Source organism: Microbulbifer mixtoriginis (SeqCode) (assembly GCF_052467235.1).
Genome location: NZ_CP174305.1, coordinates 4,724,857 through 4,741,889, shown reverse-complemented (window position 1 = coordinate 4,741,889; position 17,033 = coordinate 4,724,857). Strand labels below are relative to the sequence as shown.

The 17,033-nt window shown below is 50.9% G+C and carries 13 protein-coding genes; 12 read left to right on the top strand and 1 reads right to left on the bottom strand.

The window, feature by feature from the left end; translation table 11 throughout:
- The first annotated feature begins 4 nt into the window (after positions 1–4).
- The gene (locus ACJJIO_RS20735) at positions 5–1,489 is read left to right on the top strand and encodes a bifunctional 2-methylcitrate dehydratase/aconitate hydratase (protein WP_444909683.1); all 1,485 of its coding nucleotides are present in this window, start codon (positions 5–7) and stop codon (positions 1,487–1,489) included.
- A 130-nt stretch (positions 1,490–1,619) separates the two neighbouring features.
- Here ACJJIO_RS20735 and ACJJIO_RS20730 read toward each other — a convergent pair whose 3' ends face one another.
- Positions 1,620–2,597 carry a porin gene (locus ACJJIO_RS20730; protein WP_444909682.1) on the bottom strand — a complete coding sequence of 326 codons (978 nt, stop codon included), beginning with the start codon at positions 2,595–2,597 and terminating at the stop codon, positions 1,620–1,622.
- A 285-nt stretch (positions 2,598–2,882) separates the two neighbouring features.
- Between ACJJIO_RS20730 and ACJJIO_RS20725 the strand changes: the two genes are divergently transcribed.
- From ACJJIO_RS20725 to ACJJIO_RS20675, 11 genes are all read left to right on the top strand, one after another.
- Positions 2,883–5,456 carry a DNA internalization-related competence protein ComEC/Rec2 gene (locus tag ACJJIO_RS20725; protein ID WP_444909681.1) on the top strand — a complete coding sequence of 858 codons (2,574 nt, stop codon included), beginning with the start codon at positions 2,883–2,885 and terminating at the stop codon, positions 5,454–5,456.
- Between the two features lie 73 nt (positions 5,457–5,529).
- A complete protein-coding gene (locus tag ACJJIO_RS20720) occupies positions 5,530–6,153 on the top strand; it encodes a MotA/TolQ/ExbB proton channel family protein (protein WP_252085810.1) in 624 nt (207 codons plus the stop codon).
- A 15-nt stretch (positions 6,154–6,168) separates the two neighbouring features.
- A complete protein-coding gene (locus tag ACJJIO_RS20715) occupies positions 6,169–6,588 on the top strand; it encodes an ExbD/TolR family protein (RefSeq protein ID WP_252085811.1) in 420 nt (139 codons plus the stop codon).
- A gap of 116 nt (positions 6,589–6,704) precedes the next feature.
- On the top strand, positions 6,705–8,519 hold the full coding sequence (msbA, locus tag ACJJIO_RS20710) for a lipid A export permease/ATP-binding protein MsbA (protein ID WP_444909680.1): 1,815 nt from the start codon (positions 6,705–6,707) through the stop codon (positions 8,517–8,519).
- A gap of 8 nt (positions 8,520–8,527) precedes the next feature.
- On the top strand, positions 8,528–9,562 hold the full coding sequence (lpxK, locus tag ACJJIO_RS20705) for a tetraacyldisaccharide 4'-kinase (protein WP_444886104.1): 1,035 nt from the start codon (positions 8,528–8,530) through the stop codon (positions 9,560–9,562).
- Positions 9,552–10,319 (top strand): 3-deoxy-manno-octulosonate cytidylyltransferase, encoded by a 768-nt coding sequence (kdsB, locus tag ACJJIO_RS20700; protein ID WP_444909679.1) that lies wholly within the window; start codon positions 9,552–9,554, stop codon positions 10,317–10,319. Before lpxK ends, kdsB begins: the two co-directional genes overlap by 11 nt.
- A gap of 10 nt (positions 10,320–10,329) precedes the next feature.
- Positions 10,330–11,346 carry a UDP-N-acetylmuramate dehydrogenase gene (gene murB, locus ACJJIO_RS20695; RefSeq protein ID WP_444909678.1) on the top strand — a complete coding sequence of 339 codons (1,017 nt, stop codon included), beginning with the start codon at positions 10,330–10,332 and terminating at the stop codon, positions 11,344–11,346.
- Between the two features lie 481 nt (positions 11,347–11,827).
- The gene (locus tag ACJJIO_RS20690) at positions 11,828–12,481 is read left to right on the top strand and encodes a response regulator (protein WP_252085817.1); all 654 of its coding nucleotides are present in this window, start codon (positions 11,828–11,830) and stop codon (positions 12,479–12,481) included.
- 39 nt (positions 12,482–12,520) lie between these two features.
- Entirely contained in the window at positions 12,521–14,335 is a 1,815-nt protein-coding gene (gene uvrC, locus ACJJIO_RS20685) for an excinuclease ABC subunit UvrC (protein ID WP_444909677.1), read from the top strand.
- Positions 14,336–14,441: 106 nt separating this feature from the next.
- Positions 14,442–15,008, top strand: coding sequence for a CDP-diacylglycerol--glycerol-3-phosphate 3-phosphatidyltransferase (pgsA, locus tag ACJJIO_RS20680; protein WP_252085819.1), 567 nt, complete (start codon positions 14,442–14,444; stop codon positions 15,006–15,008).
- Between the two features lie 264 nt (positions 15,009–15,272).
- A complete protein-coding gene (locus tag ACJJIO_RS20675; RefSeq protein ID WP_444909676.1) occupies positions 15,273–16,982 on the top strand; it encodes a sulfatase-like hydrolase/transferase in 1,710 nt (569 codons plus the stop codon).
- Positions 16,983–17,033 lie beyond the last annotated feature (51 nt).

The window sequence follows — 17,033 nt, the reverse complement described above, 5'->3', positions numbered from 1 at the left end:
TGCTATGCGCACCGACTCAGACCAAACTGGCCATCTAATTTATGATCAGGTAATCCAGGATATAGCCGATTACGTTCTCAATTTTGAAGTTTATTCCAATGAGGCCTGGCAAACAGCGCGCTACTGCCTGATGGATTCCTTGGGTTGTGCTTTTCTTTCACTGGGTTTTCCCGAGTGTACGAAACTATTAGGCCCTCTAGTTGAGGGGATGGTGGTGCCCAATGGGGCTCGAGTGCCGGGCACCCAATTTTGCATGGATCCGGTTAAAGCTGCCTGGGATATAGGCTGTACTATCCGCTGGCTGGATTTCAATGATACTTGGCTGGCCGAAGAGTGGGGGCATCCATCTGACAATCTGGGCGCTATCTTGGCGGTGTGCGATTTCCTTTCTCAGAAGCGGCTGAGTGCAGGGGAAGAGCCCCTGACAATGGGAAAGGTGATGGAGGCGATGATCAAGGCTTATGAGATCCAAGGTGTTCTGGCATTACAAAACAGCTTTAACCGCGTCGGCTTGGACCATGTATTGTTGGTTCGCGTGGCTTCTACAGCGATTGCTACTTGGTTGATGGGGGGAGGCAGGGAAGAATTACTGGCGGCGATTTCCCAGGCCTGGGTAGATGGTAGTGCCCTGCGTACCTACAGGCACTTCCCCAATACGGGTTCGCGTAAATCTTGGGCGGCAGGAGATGCCTCGGCAAGGGGAGTTCTCCTGGCGGATATGGCCATGCGTGGTGAGATGGGTATACCAACCGTACTTACTGCGAAGCAGTGGGGCTTTTATGACGTGGCTTTCAGTAAAACCAATGCTGATCAGGTAATAAAACCGTTGGAGGAGCGGCAGTTCCGGTTTCCGCGTCGATTCGGCACCTATGTAATGGAGAATATCCTTTTCAAGATTTCCTTCCCGGCAGAATTCCATGGCCAGACGGCCTGTGAAGCCGCGATAGTTTTACATCCATTGGTAAGGGGCAGGGTGCAAGACACAGAGAGAGTTGTCGTGACTACTCACGAATCCGCAATACGAATTATTAGTAAAACCGGCCCCCTCTCCAATCCGGCGGACCGCGATCACTGCCTGCAATATATCGTGGCTGTGGCTCTTTTATTTGGGGATTTGCAGGCTAGTTTTTATGAGGATGAATTCCATCAGTCCCATCCGGAAATTGATGAGCTGCGCGGGAAAATTACCGTTGTTGAGGATGGCTGCTATTCGAAGGATTACCTTGATCCGGATAAGCGTTCAATTGCGAATGGTGTGCAGGTATTTTTTAAGGGGGGCAAGGCGACAGAGAATGTAGTGGTGGAATACCCCCTTGGTCATCGTCGACGCCGTAAAGAGGGGATACCGCTTTTGTTGAAGAAATTCCATTCCAATCTGGCTGCACGTTTCCCTTCAGGCCAAGCAGAGAAAATATTAGCTTTATTTGCTGATCAACAACAGTTACAGGCAATGCCAGTTCATCTTTTTATGGATAAGTTGGTTATTTAATAAGCTGCCGCATTGCGGCTTTGGAACTTCCAACAAAAAAGGCGACCATAGGTCGCCTAATTCAAGCTCTTAAATCATACGACGGTCAAACAGCGCTTCCCAATTCGGATGATCGTCGTTAAAAGCGCTCTTAGAACTTGTATTCAGCACCGATACCGGCATAGCTGCGGTCGTAATCGCCATCAGCTGTTTCGTCGGTGTAGAAGCCGAATACTTTAGCGGCGCTGTTGAACTTGTAGTCAACACCGAGGCTGTAAGTTTCGCCGTCTTCTTTCTTAATATCAGACTGACCGTACTGTGCTTTCAGGGTCCACTGCTCGATTTTGTAAGCTACAGAGCCCATCCAGCCGTCAGCGTTTTCACCGTCAGCGTTTTCCTGATCTTCGAACAGAGCACCAACCTGTACAGGGCCGATGTTGTACTGGGCTACAAAGCGCTGAACGTCAACGTCTTGGCCTTCAACGTCTTGGTCGAAAGCGTAGGCCATGTAAACGCCGTTGTTATCGTAAGCAATAGAAGTGGAGATGCCGTTATTGCGCTTGATTTCTTTGCCTAAGATGTCACTGCCATCATCATTTTGGCCAATGATCTCGTAACCAATTACCTCATCTTTATTGCTGATATAAGCAGCAGAAGCTTTGAAGCCCGCGAAAGACGGGGTAGTGTACTGCAGAGCGTCTTCTTCGCGGTTGTCGCTGCTGGTGATCAGGCTTTTAATATCGCCTTCCAGGTCGTTGAACAGGTCAACTTTCTTCTGGGCAACTTTCAAAGGGGTGTCGAACTTACCCGCGATTACCTGACCGAAGCCGCCTTCCAGTCCAGCGTAGATATTGCGTTGAGAGAAAGTGTCATCAGCGTCGCCATCCATATCTACTTCGTATTCCATACGGTAGATACCCTTGATGCCGTCGGTCAGGGCGATCTCACCCTTAACGCCCAGGCGGGAAGCGTTGCTTTGAATATCGGTTACAGAGCCGTCACCTTCGTCAGCAGACTGGAAGGTAACATTGGCTTTGCCGTAAAAGTCGAGGACATCGCCTTCTTCTTGGGCGTTGGCCAGAGTCGGGATCATGGCAACAATGGCCAGAGAGAGAGCGGTCTTATTCATAGTCGTCTCGCACAGTTTATGGTTGTGGGTTGAGGGGAAGCCTTCCGTTCAGTCTGTTGGTTGCCCCTCGATTTGGTGCGGATTCTGCGACCTGAATATTACAAACATGTTAAACATGGCATTTTTCTTAAAAAAATATGACCAGCGGGTGCCATGTATAGCAGTTAAGGCAGTCACTATGCGGCATGGCGCGCCGGTTATAGACATGTTTTGGTTCTATGGTGCCTGTTTTGTGTGCGGTGTCAAATTTTCTGATCTATTGCTATCACGGGGCTTCGGACAAGGATGAGAACCATAAACCCTGTACAAAAAAAGTGCAGGCTGGATGTGGGTTGGGACCCTAAGACTACTCTGTGGCTATGGAGCCCTACGCTGGCCCTTTGGGTCTTCTCTCTATCAGTTGCTGCTATTGGTTTGTTGCCGTCTCTACCAGAAATAGGGGGAGTACTGTGGGTATATATTATTGCCTTCCTATTGTTGGTTTCCCTCCCTCAAACACGCGCTCTCTGCCTATTACTTGTCATCTCGTTGCTCGGTGCTCTCTGGGCTTTATCGAGCAATAAAGCCGCGCTTGAGCAGCGTTTACCTGAATCGGCTCATGGCATTGATCAACGCCTAAGGGTTGAGGTTGTATCCCTCCCCGAGGTCAGGAGTAATCCAGCGTTACAGAGGGGTGCTACCCGGGATATACGCTTCCAGGCGAGAATACTGGAGGCGGGGCCGGGGGAAGTTCATTCAGGTAGCCTTCTTTATCTCACCTGGTACCGCGCAGATGTTGAGGTGCAAAGGCTGCTGCGAGGTAATAGCCACTGGGATTTACCGGTGCGGTTAAAGCGTCCACGCGGTAGTGTAAATCCCCATACCTTTGACTATGAGGGCTGGCTCTTACGGCGGGGTGTTTATGCAACGGGGTATGTGCGCCCGCAAAATGGCGACCCACAGTGGTTGAGCCAGGGCATGGGGCTATCCGCCCTGCGAGATGCTTTTAGGCAGAAGCTTCAAAGGCTACCGATAAACCAAAGCGCCCTGGTTACAGCACTGTTACTAGGGGATCGCAGCGGCCTTTCCCGTGCCGACAGTGACCTGTTAAAGCAGACAGGGACGGCACACCTTTTGGCAATATCGGGCCTGCATGTGGGCATGGTGGCTGGGTTTTTACTGCTGTTGGGGCAGGTATTGGCGAGGGCTCTCGGGGTATTGATGGGGACCTGTCCCAGGTGGATTCCGATGTTGTTGGCGCTTATTGGCACTCTAACCTATACCTTGTTGGCTGGCGCTCCTCTCTCCGCCCAAAGGGCCCTGGTGATGACCTGGGTATTGCTGCTGGCTTGGCATTGGCGGCGACGGGTAGGCGCTGGCTTGGCTTTTTCTCTCGCTTTGGCATTAGTGCTAATTATCCAGCCATTGGCTTTCTTCGGAGCCGGGTTTTGGCTGTCATTCGCCGCTGTGGGTGCGCTTCTCTTGGGGTTTTCTGGGCGTAGCTCTGTTAGGCAAGAGAGGACAACGGAGAACGGTGTGGAGGGAAGTGAGGCGAGTGCTCATGTGGGGATGAAAAGGCACGTGGAAGCTTGGTTTTTACGCTGGTTCTCCACCTTTGTACAATTATTGCGCAGTCAATGGCTGGTGGCGCTGGGTTTGATTTTACCCTCGGTAGTGTATTTTTCTGGGTACAGCTCTGGCGGAATGCTGCTGAACCTGATGGCAATTCCCTGGCTTGGTTTGATAATACTGCCGGCCTTGATGCTTGGCACCTTACTGTTAGGGACTGGCCTTGGAATCTGGTGCTTTAAATTTGCCGACTGGCAACTGACTCTTCTCATGGAAATGCTGAAGTATGCCCGGGATTTTGTTCCTACCTGGCAGCCTTTGATAACGCCTCAAAGCACAACCCTGCTTGTCTTATCCGCACTGGGCGCCCTGTTATTAATCTTACCCAGGGGTGTGCCGGGACGATATCTGGGCTGCTTGTTTCTGCTTCCTTTGCTCCAATCTATGCTGCCTGTTTCGACACCAGGTCGTCAGGGGCTTACTTTCACCGCTTTGGATGTTGGCCAGGGTCTGGCTCTCTCGGTCCGCTCCCAAGAAGCGCGCCTTGTCTTTGATACCGGACCTCTCTCGCCATCGGGTTGGAGTGCTGGAGGGGCCATTGTTGCTCCTTATTTGAGTGGAGTCGGGGTGAGAGAACTCGATGTGTTGGTTGTCAGCCATGGTGACAGGGATCATGCGGGTGGGGTGGCGGCGCTATTGCAGTCACTGCCTGTCAATAATTTCTATGCTCCAGGGCAACTGGGAAAAAAACTGGTGGGGGATTTTGATATACGAGCAGACTCCTGTGTCGCGGGTGAAAGGCTTTATTTCGGTGAGCTCTCTGTACGTTGGTTATGGCCACTGCAAAAAAAAATTGATGGAGAGGAAAATGATCAAAGTTGTGTGGCTCTAATTGAATGGCAACAAGTGCGTATTTTACTTACTGGGGATATCACAAGCTCCGTAGAACGCCGTCTTGTGGAGCTTTATCCAATGGAGAAGCCAGTAGATTTATTGGTGGCGCCTCATCATGGTTCTAAGACTTCTTCATCCCAGACTTTACTGAGCTGGGCAAGGCCTGAGCGAGTGATATTCAGCGCAGGCTATCGTCATCATTTTGGCCATCCCCATGCGAATGTAGTCGCACGTTATCGTGCGATGGATACGCAAATTTTTAATACAGCACAAAGTGGAGCTGTCGAGCTTTCTTGGCAAAGAGGCACCTCGGAGCCTGTGATCAGCTGGGGTCGTTCAGCGCCACGGTTTTGGTATGCGGATCACAATGGCGAGGCTGAGCCGAGTGGAAGACTTAGCCGCCGAGAGCAGCTGTGATAAAGTGCGACTCCTGCGTCTAAGATGCAGAAGAAATTCCTGAAATCCCTCTCGCTGTTTAGGGCCAAGAAAAGTGTTTGAAATAATAAAATCTGGCGGCTGGTTGATGTTGCCGATCCTGTTGTGTTCCGTTGCTGTTATTGCTATCAGCATTGAGCGTTTTTGGACGTTGAATCCCCAGCGTATTGCACCGCGCACTTTACTTGGAGAAGTGTGGGGGTGGCTAAAAAGCAACCAGGTCAATAGTGAGAAACTTAAGGAGCTGCGTGATTCCAGCCCACTCGGACGAATTTTTGCCGCAGGACTTTCCAATTCCCGCCACGGCCGTGAAGTAATGAGAGACAGTATTGAGGAAACTGCAAGCCAGGTAGTACACGAGCTGGAGCGTTTCCTCAATGCCCTCGGCACCATCGCCGCGATTGCGCCATTGATCGGTTTGCTTGGGACTGTCATCGGTATGATCCAGGTTTTCACGGCAATTATGCTGGAGGGCACCGGCAATGCGGGTATTTTGGCCGGTGGTATCAGCCAGGCTCTGATTACTACGGCGGCGGGTTTGACTGTGGCGATTCCAGCGCTAATGGCGCACAGATACTTCCAGCGCCGAGTGGATACTATTGTGGTAACCATGGAACAGGAAGCCGTGAAGCTGGTGGATGCCTTACACAGTGACCGCAAAATTGAAAAAGCGGCCTGAGTGAGGTAGCAATCGATGCAATTTCGCCGCCAAACCAAAGAGCAGGATGGGGTAAACCTTACGCCATTAATCGATGTGGTCTTTCTTCTGCTGATTTTCTTTATGGTGTCGACCACATTCACCAAAGAGAGCCATTTGAAGTTAAATTTGCCCGAGGCCGCTGGGCCTCAGGCAGAAGAGCAGCCTCGTTCTGTTGAAATTCTGATCAGTGCCGATGGTTCTTATTCGGTAAATGGCCAGGGGTTGATCAACAAAAAGTTGACCACTTTGAAATCTGCGCTGTCGGAAGTTTCTGCAGGCGAGTACAATCGCCCGCTTGTGATAACCGCCGACGCTACAGCTCACCATCAGGCTGTGGTGCGGGCAATGGATGCCGCTGGACAGCTAGGCTTTGTCAACCTAAGCATTACTACACGGCAACCAGAAGAGAACTAGCGCGCTGGGCTTTGCTTTAATGCCAGGGATGGACGATTAGCCTTGCGAGCGTACTCGCCCCACTGCCTAAGGGGTTGGGGCGAGTCCAGTCATTGGTCTGTATGAAGAAAGTAACCATGCCCCCCCGTAAACCACAGCACGGGGCGCACACCTATCGTCGTTTACTCGCGTACGCTCGGCCGCACCTAGCGATTTTTGCTGTTGCAGTGCTGGGATTTTTCCTGTTTTCCACCATGGGCGTCAGCTTAATTGCCGTTACGGAGCTGCTGTTAGATGCGGTGGGCGCTGGCATCCAAGAAAGCAGAGGTTTTCTCTCGAAATACGTAGCCTCCTATTATCCCGATGGGGTAATGCCACAGGAGACTGCGCGTTGGCTGGTACCTCTGGCCATGCTCATCATTATTCTGCTGCGTGCGATTGGTAACTTTGTTGGCAGTTATGGTCTCGCCTATGTGGGGCGCGCAATTATTCACCAGTTGCGCTCGCAGTTGTTTGAGAAGATTGGCCAGCTGCCTAGTGCCTATTTTGACCGTTACACGGGTGCCTACCTGATTTCCAAAGTCTCATACAATGTTGAGCAGGTTACCAATTCCATTACCAAGGCGGTTAAGGTTTTATTTCGCGAGACTTTTACTACCGTTGCGCTGCTGGCTTACTTGTTGTTGGTGAACTGGAAGCTGACATTGACCTTTTTCCTTTTTGCCCCCTTGATTGCTCTAATCGTGCGTACGGTGGGCAAACGATTCCGTAAACTGAGCCATCGCATCCAAAACTCCATGGGTGATGTCACTCATGTTACCCAGGAGGCGATTAATGGCTATCAAGTAGTACGGATGTATGGTGGTCAAGAATATGAGAATTCACGTTTTGAATCTGCCAGTGACAATAACCGCCGACAATTTATGAAGCTGGTGGTGGCCAACAATGCCAGCGTGTCGGTGATTCAGATTCTGGTTGGCCTATCTACTGCCACTATTGTGTGGTTTGCCCTGGCTCCGGGTATGGTGGAATCCATGACCGCGGGGGTCTTTGCCGCTTATATTGGTGCCGCAGCTTCTCTGGCCAAGCCGGTTCGTAGCCTTTCAGAAGTTTTTGCAGATATTCAGAAGGGAATTGCCGCCGCGGAAAGTATTTTCGAAGTAATGGATACCCCCAGTGAGCCAGAGGGCGGCCGCGAGGTGTTGCCCAAGCCGGTGCGTGGTGCGGTTACCTTTGAGTCTCTCGATTTTAGTTACGATGAGGCCGCTCCCCAGGTGCTGTCGAATATTAGCTTCTCGGTGGAGCCGGGCGAAACGGTTGCGCTGGTAGGGGCGTCGGGTTCCGGTAAAACAACGCTTGCCAGTCTGCTGGCGCGTTTTTACGAGCCTACTGGCGGGCGCATCCTTCTTGATGGAGTCGATATTTCAACGGTTCCCCTACAAGATTTACGTCGACATATCAGCATGGTGTCCCAAAATATCGTCCTATTTAACGACAGCGTCTATCGCAACATCGCCTATGGCGATTTGGAAGGGGCACCGAAAGAGAATGTCTTGCGGGCTATCGAGTTGGCGCATGCGGCTAACTTTATTGAGGAGCTACCTCAAGGTTTGGAAACTGTATTGGGGGACAATGCCCAGATGCTTTCCGGTGGCCAAAGACAGCGATTGTCTATTGCGCGGGCGCTATTAAAAGATGCACCGGTATTGATTCTCGATGAGGCAACTTCAGCACTGGACAATGAATCAGAGCGCCATATCCAGTCGGCTCTGACAGAAGTTATGAAAAATCGCACCACCTTTGTGATAGCCCACCGTCTCAGTACGATTGAAAGTGCCGATCGAATCCTGGTTATGGAGAAAGGGCGTATCGTAGAGAGTGGCAAGCACAGCGATCTGCTCGCCCGCGGTGGGCGCTATGCCACATTATTACAACAGCAGACAATGGGTTAGGGCACTGGATGTCACTGGAAGACTGGTTCAACAAGCGCTGGTACAAGAAGGACGGTACAAGCCCTGCCTTATCTCTGCTTACGCCTTTGGAGTTGCTCTATAGCGGAGTGAGTAATCGGCGCAGGGTGATCAGTTCCCGCACCCCACCGGAACCACTATCGGTACCTGTTATTGTTGTAGGCAATATCACCGTCGGTGGTGCTGGTAAGACGCCATTGGTGGCAGAGTTGGCTCGCTGGCTAAAAGAGCGGGGGAAAAATCCCGGGATTGTTAGCCGTGGCTATGGTGGCCGTGCAGAGCAATATCCCTACCAGGTAACTGCTCAGTCTCACCCTCTGGAATCCGGTGATGAACCGCTGATGTTGCATTTGATCACCGGGGTACCGGTGATGGTTTCCCCCAATCGCAGTGAAGCGGCGAGGGCGTTAGTTGATTACCACCAGTGTGATGTGATTCTCTCTGATGATGGTTTGCAGCATTACAGCCTCTGGCGAAGCTTTGAAATCTGCGTGGTGGATGGCAGTCGCGGTCTCGGTAATGGGCATATGCTCCCTCGTGGCCCTTTGCGGGAACCCATTAGTCGTTTACAGAGTGTCGATTTGGTGGTGAGTAATGGCGAGCCTGAAGCCAGTGTGAAACAGCAGTGCGGTGCGCTACTGGAATACCAGATGACTCTGGAGCCTGCCTGCTGGCACCAGTTTAACCTTGATCAGACCTCCACGCTGCGCCTGACCTCAGGCCCTGAGCCTGGCCCCTGTCATGGGGTGGCAGCGATAGGAAACCCCAAACGTTTTTTCCGCGCACTGCAACGTATGGGCTACAAGGTGATGGAGCAGCCCTTTGCGGATCATCACCAGTTCAGCCCCCAGGAGCTGCATTTCGATGGCGAGACGCCAGTGATTATGACGATGAAAGACGCGGTGAAGTGTCGCGATTTCTGGGAGAGTCACTGGTGGGCGCTGGAAGTGCGTGCCAAGTTGCCAGATCTTTTTTATCAGAAGGTGCACCAGCACCTGCAACAGTTCTCCAAAGATGAAAAATAAACACACATTTGATGTCATTATTCCTGCCCGCTTTGGCTCCAGTCGTTTACCGGGCAAGCCTTTGGCAGATATTGCCGGCAAATCCATGGTTCAGCATGTCTTTGAGAGGGCCTGCGAGAGTGATGCAGAGAGGGTCATCGTTGCCACCGACGACATGCGTGTAGCGGAGGCAGTTCGTGGCTTTGGCGGTGAGGTATGTATGACCTCTGCTGATCACGCATCGGGCACTGACCGCCTACAGGAAGTCGCTGTTAACCTGGGTTTAGCCGATGACCGTATTCTGGTGAATGTACAGGGGGATGAACCCTTAATTCCTGCTCAGGTAATTAATCAGGTAGCCGCTAACCTTGCGGAAAATACCCGCGCCGGTGTGGCTACCCTGTGCGAACCTATTCTTACAGTGGAAGATTTCCGCAACCCTAATATTGTTAAGGTGGTTGCTGCACAATCCGGGTTAGCCCGCTATTTCTCCCGTGCGCCGATACCTTGGCCGCGCGATGCCTTTGCTGTGCACGCAAATGAGTTGCCGCAGGGGTTGGAACCGCGCCGTCATATCGGTATCTATGCTTATCGTGTAGCGCTGCTGCAAAGTTTTGTTACTTGGCCAGTGGCGCCGCTGGAGCAGTTTGAAGCCCTAGAGCAGCTGCGTTTTTTGTATCACGATGAGAATATTCATGTGGCTGTTGCCAGTGCGGAGGTGCCCGGTGGTGTAGACACCGAGCAGGATCTCCAGCGAATGCGTGAGCTTCTCGGTTAAAGTTACCTGCATGATAGAAACTGATATTGACCTGCAGCCCCACAACACCTTGGCAATTTCGGCTCGTAGCGCCCACTTTGCCAGGGTGCAAAACCTGGATCAGCTGCGAGAGGCATTGACCTTTGCCAGAACACAGAAACTACCAATCTTACCCTTGGGGGGTGGTAGCAATGTTGTGTTGACCGATGATTTCCCAGGTCTTGTTATCCAGGTCGACTTGCGAGGACTTTTAATAGAGCCCAACAGCCAGGGGCATACTATTGAAGCTGCGGCTGGGGAAAATTGGCACCAGCTGGTTATGGCTACTGTCACCAGTGGCATAGGTGGACTTGAAAATCTTGCACTGATTCCCGGTAAGATTGGTGCGGCACCGATCCAAAATATAGGTGCCTACGGTATCGAGTTGTGTGATCGCTTTACAAGCTTGCAGGCTATGGAAGTTGCCACAGGTGAGCTGCACGATTTTACTAAAGACGATTGTGGTTTTGCCTATCGGGATAGTGTTTTTAAAGGGCATCTGCGCGACCAGTATATTATTACCCAGGTGAATTTGCAGTTGCCACAAGACTGGCAGCCGCGCGTAGACTACCCGGCACTGCGCCAATATATTTCGCAGCACAATTGGGATGCAAACCACCCGACACCTACTCAGATTGCTCAAGCAGTTATTGATATCCGGAGTAACAAACTGCCTTTGCCTACTGAGATCCCCAATGCTGGGAGTTTTTTCAAAAACCCGGTGGTAGATACGGATCTCTATCAGAGTCTAAAAGCAGAGCATCCCGATCTAGTTGCTTTCGCGGCCGGCGAGGATTGGAAACTTGCCGCTGGTTGGTTAATAGATCGCGCTGGCTGGCGTGGTTTACGGCGCAGTGCGGTTGGAGTCCATGAGCGCCAGGCACTGGTGCTGATTAATCCTGGTAGGGGAGCAGGCCGTGAATTAGTACAGCTTGCTCAGGATATTGCTGCCGATATACATTCAAAATTTGGTGTTTCCCTCGAGCCGGAGCCACGCTTTTACCCTTAAAACTCAGTAAATAAACTGCCTTTCGAGTATTCGCAAAGTGCGAGCCCCAAGTCCTGTCTGGTTTTGATGACAGGACTTTATACTGGTTTCTATAAAGAATTCTGCTATAGCTGTTAGAAATATAAAATCTATTGACTATTGCAAAGTACAAAAATTTTTTTTATTTCTTGAATTTTCGTTTCCTCAAGTCATGCGGCAAAGGCCGGCTTGAGTGCAGAATGATTAGCTGTTACGTTTCTAGGTTATAATTAATCGCTATATACAAGCCAAGATCCTGCGGCTAAACATCAGTTAAACAGCATTTGAGACGGTTGTGGCGCTTTGCAGTAGCGTTTTTGTCTGGTATGTTGCGACTGGATTCTTGGGGAGGATCTGCGCGGAGTAGTTTCTCCGTGAGTAAAAAGAAGAACGCAGTTCAAGAGCACGCGCGAGGGGATTGTACGCCGCGTAGCCACTGCACTTATCCGTAGTTGGGGATAGCTTGATCAAAGTCTTAGTGGTGGATGATCACGACCTTGTGCGAATGGGGATTTCGCGCATGTTGAGTGACGTCGAGGATATTGAAGTTGTTGGCGATGCGAATTGTGGCGAAGAAGCGCTGGAATTCGTGCGTGAGACTGCGGTTGATGTCATCTTGATGGATGTAAAAATGCCAGGAATGGGTGGCTTGGAGGCGACTCGCAAGCTGTTAAACCGCTGTCCTGAAGTCAAAGTAGTGGCTGTTAGCGCCCTGGATGACGACCTGTTTCCTGGCCGCCTAATGCAAGCTGGTGCTATGGGCTATGTGACCAAGGGGGCAGATCTTGAAGAGATGGTGCGTGCAATTCATACAGTAATGAATGGTGGAGTTTTTATCAGCAACTCCATGGCTACCAAAATGGCTCTGCGCAATGTCTCAGGTCAATCGGATAACCTTTCTCCCTTTGAAAAACTTTCTAAACGTGAGTTGCAAACTGCGGACATGATTGTGAATGGAGCCAAGGTTGCTGAGATTGCCAAGTCCCTTTCGGTCAGCCCTAAAACCGTAAATAGCTACCGTTATCGGATATTTGAAAAGCTGAATATTAACAGCGATGTGGAATTGACCTTGCTTGCCGTCAAGTACCAGATACTCGACCCCGAAGCAGCGCTCTAATATCCGTGTATTTACTGAAGCGGCAAGACCGGTTGTCAGATGTTCGATAGCAAGCGTTTTCTCTCTACAGTTACCCGTAAGCCTGGCGTCTATCAAATGTTCGATGCCAGTAACCATATACTTTATGTGGGTAAGGCGAAAAATTTACGCAATCGGCTTGCCAGTTATTTTCGCAGCTCTGGGCTCACAGCCAAGACCATGGCGCTGGTGCAGAAGATCGGCAACATCGAAGTAACTGTTACTCGTAGTGAAACCGAGGCATTAGTACTCGAACAGAGCCTGATTAAATCCCAGCGTCCGCCTTACAATGTGATGCTGAAAGATGATAAGGGCTATCCTTACATCTTTCTTTCCAGTGTTGACACTTTTCCCCGTATAGCACTCCATCGTGGAGCTAAGCGGAAGAAAGGCCGCTATTTTGGTCCTTTCCCCAACGCCTCTTCTGTACGTGATAGCCTGAATTTTTTGCAAAAGACCTTTCGTATTCGCTCCTGTGAAGACAGCGTGTTTCGCAATCGATCCAGGCCCTGCCTGCAATATCAGATTGAGCGCTGTACGGCACCCTGTGTAGACTTCATCAGTCCCGAGGATTATCGCCAGGATGTACGCCACGCAGAAATGTTTCTCACTGGCAAGAGCGATAATATTATTCGTGAACTGGCCGATGAAATGGATGAAGCCTCAAGAGCGTTGGAGTTTGAAAAGGCCGCGCGCGTCAGGGATCAAATATCCGCACTACGGCGTCTTCAAGCGGATCAAGTGGCAGAGGGTGATACAGGGGATGTTGATGTCCATGGTGTTGCCACCGAGGGTGGTAGCTGCTGTGTGCATGTACTCTTTATCCGACAGGGGAGAATTCTTGGTAGTCGCAGCTTTTTTCCCAGTGAGCGACTGGGCTTAAGCCACCCTGAATTGCTTTCGGCCTTTGTGGCTCAATTTTATCTCGGTAGTCCAAGAGAAATTCCCCGTGAAATTCTAGCCTCGGAATCTATAGAAGATGTGGTTCCGCTGCAGCAGGCACTCGGTGCTCAGGCAGGGCGAGACATTTCAGTTACCCATAAACTGCGAGGCAAGCGCGCTACCTGGGTGGAAATGGCCCAGCAGGCGGCTCAGCAGAATTTAAGTAGCCGCACTGCAGCGCAGCAGAAGTTGTTTAGTCGTTTTGAGGCCCTTCAAGAAGTGCTTGGACTGGAACAGTTGCCCGAGCGGCTGGAATGCTTTGACATCAGCCACTCCTCGGGTGAGGCCACGGTTGCTTCTTGTGTGGTTTTTGATTCAGGCGGTCCAGTTAAGTCAGATTATCGTCTCTTTAATATTGATGGCATTCAGGCTGGTGATGATTATGCTGCAATGGGGCAGGCACTTAAGCGTCGCTACACGCGCCTATCGGGAGGTGAGGGTAAGTTCCCTAATATCCTGTTAATTGACGGTGGCAAGGGGCAGGTCAGTCAGGCGGTGGACACCCTCAATGGCCTGGGCGTTGTAGGTGTTCAGATAATCGGAGTGGCCAAGGGCACTACCCGTAAAGCAGGTTTTGAGACCTTACATATCGTTTCCAGTAATCAGGAACTGGTACTTTCGGCGGACTCCCCGGCATTGCACCTGATTCAACAGGTTAGAGATGAGGCCCATCGATTTGCAATTACCGGGCACCGCGCGCGGCGTGACAAAAAACGAAGGGAGTCCCCTCTGGAGGGTATTGCTGGCGTGGGCCCCGCACGTAGACGCGCATTGCTTCGCCATTTTGGCGGTCTTCAGGAAATTAAGAAGGCTACAGTGACAGAAATTGCTAGTGTAGATGGCATCAGTCGCAAGCTTGCGCAGGATATATACTCGGCACTACATCACGAGTAAAAATGCAGGGCACAGGCGGCGGATTTTTTCTCCGGGTTTCTCATTGAGCGTTTCAATTTGCCCCACAGCTTGATAACGTACGCCCTCCGCAAGAACAGAGAAAAGTATGACACTCGCCAACCAACTTACACTGCTTCGCGTCGCACTGATACCTGTCCTGGTTTTGGTTTTCTATTTACCTTATAAATGGAGTTACATTGCTTCTGCCGTTATTTTTTCAGCTGCCGCAGTTACCGACTGGCTTGATGGCTACCTGGCAAGGAAACTTAATCAGAGCACTGCCTTTGGCGCCTTTCTTGACCCTGTTGCAGATAAGTTAATGGTGGCTACTGCGCTTGTATTACTTGTGGGCCTGCACAAAAGTGCCTGGTTCACGGTGGCTGCAGCCATTATTATCTGCCGTGAGATCGCGGTCTCAGGTTTGCGCGAGTGGATGGCAGAACTGGGGCAGCGCAGTAGTGTCGCTGTGTCCTATGTCGGGAAGATAAAAACAACCGCACAAATGGCGGCAATCATAGTTCTTCTTGCTTTTGATGTTCGCGACTTTCCTGTAATGGAAACGCTGGGCTATCTACTGCTGTATATTGCCGCGGCTCTGACCCTTTGGACCATGGTGATGTACTTACGAGCAGCCTGGCCTGTATTGATGGCTGATAATCATAAGTCTCTGTGATCTAGATCCCTGTTATTGCCAATCTTGTTATTTTAGGTGCCCTTCTGCATCCTGTGGGGCACCTATCCCTCCACGACTTAAATTCTTTCCACTCTGGCAGAACCGCAGGGCCTCTGTAAGTCCTGGCCACTCATAAAAACTTTCTAGTTGTCGCCACTTATAGCGCTCCTATGACACCTTTCTTCTAGAGTGATGCATTGGGGTTGTAACACTGTTAATAAAAGTATTGCACTTCCAGCCACACTTACTGAGGGAGGATGGACTGTGACAGTGAGGCAAATCTTGATCGGGTTACTGGTGTTTCTGAGCTGGATGCCTGTGCAGGCACAGATAGTACATGACGCTGAATACTATGTGTTGAAAATGCAAAATGGTGAGCGCTGGCAGCAAGAAGACTCAGAAATAACCAGGCGGTTACAGGCTCTACGGGATAAATATGGGCAGCCCCCCAATATTGTTTTCCTTCTCTGGGATGACACCGCCTTTGGCGCTGTTGGATTTCCTGCATTACAAAAAAATTTCGGTTACTCAACACCCAACTTAAATAAGATGGCCGCAGAGGGTATCAACTTTACTCGCATGTACTCTGAACCTTCCTGTACTCCAACCCGTGCTGCTGTGCTTACCGGTCGCCATCCGGTGCGTTATGGCATGGGGGCTGTGGGGATGCCCCATGAATTTTCTGGGCTTCGTGCTGAGGAGGTAACTATTGCGGAGGTGCTGTCCAGAGCCGGGTATGCCACTGGGTTCTTTGGGAAAGGCCACTTGGGAGATATTGAGGAGAGCTACTTGCACAACCAGGGGTTTGATGAGGCGTTATTTACCCCAATGAACCAGATAACCTCTCTCTTTAACCCTCAAGCTAATGCCGTAAATGCGGTGCTGGGTATGTTTCCTGAGATATACCCTCCCGACCCTTATCGCCTGGATAATCCCGGTTTGGTTCCCACCGGTTGGGTCATGAATATTGAAGGTGAAAAAGGACAGCCTGGTAGGGAGTGGTGCGGCACTTCCAATGAGTGTTTCAGCAAGTTCGACCCCGAGGCGGAGCGTCGTACCATAGCATTCATTCGCAAGAACGCCGAAGCCAACAAGCCTTTCTTTGTGGCCTATTGGCCTAATTTTTTGAATTTTATGGCCGCCTTTATGCCCAAGCCATCCGTTTCTGGTTTGATGGTGGCGGATTCATTTCCCGCAGTGGATGACTTCGCCGGCCAGTTAATGGATGAGCTACAAGCGCTGGGTATCGCAGAAAACACTCTCTTTATAGCCATGGCAGACAATGGCCCCATGGTGCACAGTCCCCCTGCGGGTTGGGGTATGCTCCCAATGTTATATCGGGGAGGCAAAGGGGATTTCACTGAAGGAGGGGTAAGAGTCCCAGCCTTTGCCTGGTGGCCAGGTATGGTTCAACCCGGCCAGGTAGTGGGAGATATTATTCATATCGCCGACCTGTACACCACATTTGCCAGGCTTGCTGGCGCCTCTGAGTATATTCCAACCGACAGAGTGGTGGATGGTTTGGATCAGACTGCACTGCTGCTAAATGGCGATACCCATAGTCGTCGGGATTATGTCTTTATCTATACCGGCAACCAACTAGGAGCTACGGTTAAAGGGCGCTATAAGCGTCACTGGATAGGCGCTGGTGAGGTTGCGTCTTCAGGAATGCCAGAGGCCTACTACGATCTTTACATGGACCCGCGTGAGGAATATCCGCAATTAGTGCCTTTGATATACACCCAAGGGCAGTTCAATCACATGGTTGCACGGCATCGGCTCTTTAAGAAAAAGTATCCTGATGTGCCTAGCGGAAAGGGTATCCCCTACACCGGACTTGCCAATGCGCGCCCTGAGACCAAAGCCATTGGCCAACGAGTTCGAGCAGTCGTGGAAGAAATGCCATTTAGCATTGAGGAATACCTGGAGTTTCAAATCCCTGGGGCCGATAAGGTTGGGGATTGGGGGCATTAATCACCGGATTTTGATCTGGACAAACTGGTTCAATCATTCGAGAGGGCAGGT

Excerpts from the sequence above, each read along its gene's own strand:
- kdsB (WP_444909679.1), top strand. The coding sequence starts at position 9,552 with ATGAAAAATAAACACACATTTGATGTCATTATTCCTGCCCGCTTTGGC.
- murB (WP_444909678.1), top strand. The coding sequence starts at position 10,330 with ATGATAGAAACTGATATTGACCTGCAGCCCCACAACACCTTGGCAATT.
- ACJJIO_RS20735 (WP_444909683.1), top strand. The coding sequence starts at position 5 with ATGCGCACCGACTCAGACCAAACTGGCCATCTAATTTATGATCAGGTA.
- uvrC (WP_444909677.1), top strand. The coding sequence starts at position 12,521 with ATGTTCGATAGCAAGCGTTTTCTCTCTACAGTTACCCGTAAGCCTGGC.
- msbA (WP_444909680.1), top strand. The coding sequence starts at position 6,705 with ATGCCCCCCCGTAAACCACAGCACGGGGCGCACACCTATCGTCGTTTA.
- ACJJIO_RS20715 (WP_252085811.1), top strand. The coding sequence starts at position 6,169 with ATGCAATTTCGCCGCCAAACCAAAGAGCAGGATGGGGTAAACCTTACG.
- ACJJIO_RS20725 (WP_444909681.1), top strand. The coding sequence starts at position 2,883 with ATGAGAACCATAAACCCTGTACAAAAAAAGTGCAGGCTGGATGTGGGT.
- ACJJIO_RS20730 (WP_444909682.1), bottom strand. The coding sequence starts at position 2,597 with ATGAATAAGACCGCTCTCTCTCTGGCCATTGTTGCCATGATCCCGACT.
- lpxK (WP_444886104.1), top strand. The coding sequence starts at position 8,528 with ATGTCACTGGAAGACTGGTTCAACAAGCGCTGGTACAAGAAGGACGGT.
- pgsA (WP_252085819.1), top strand. The coding sequence starts at position 14,442 with ATGACACTCGCCAACCAACTTACACTGCTTCGCGTCGCACTGATACCT.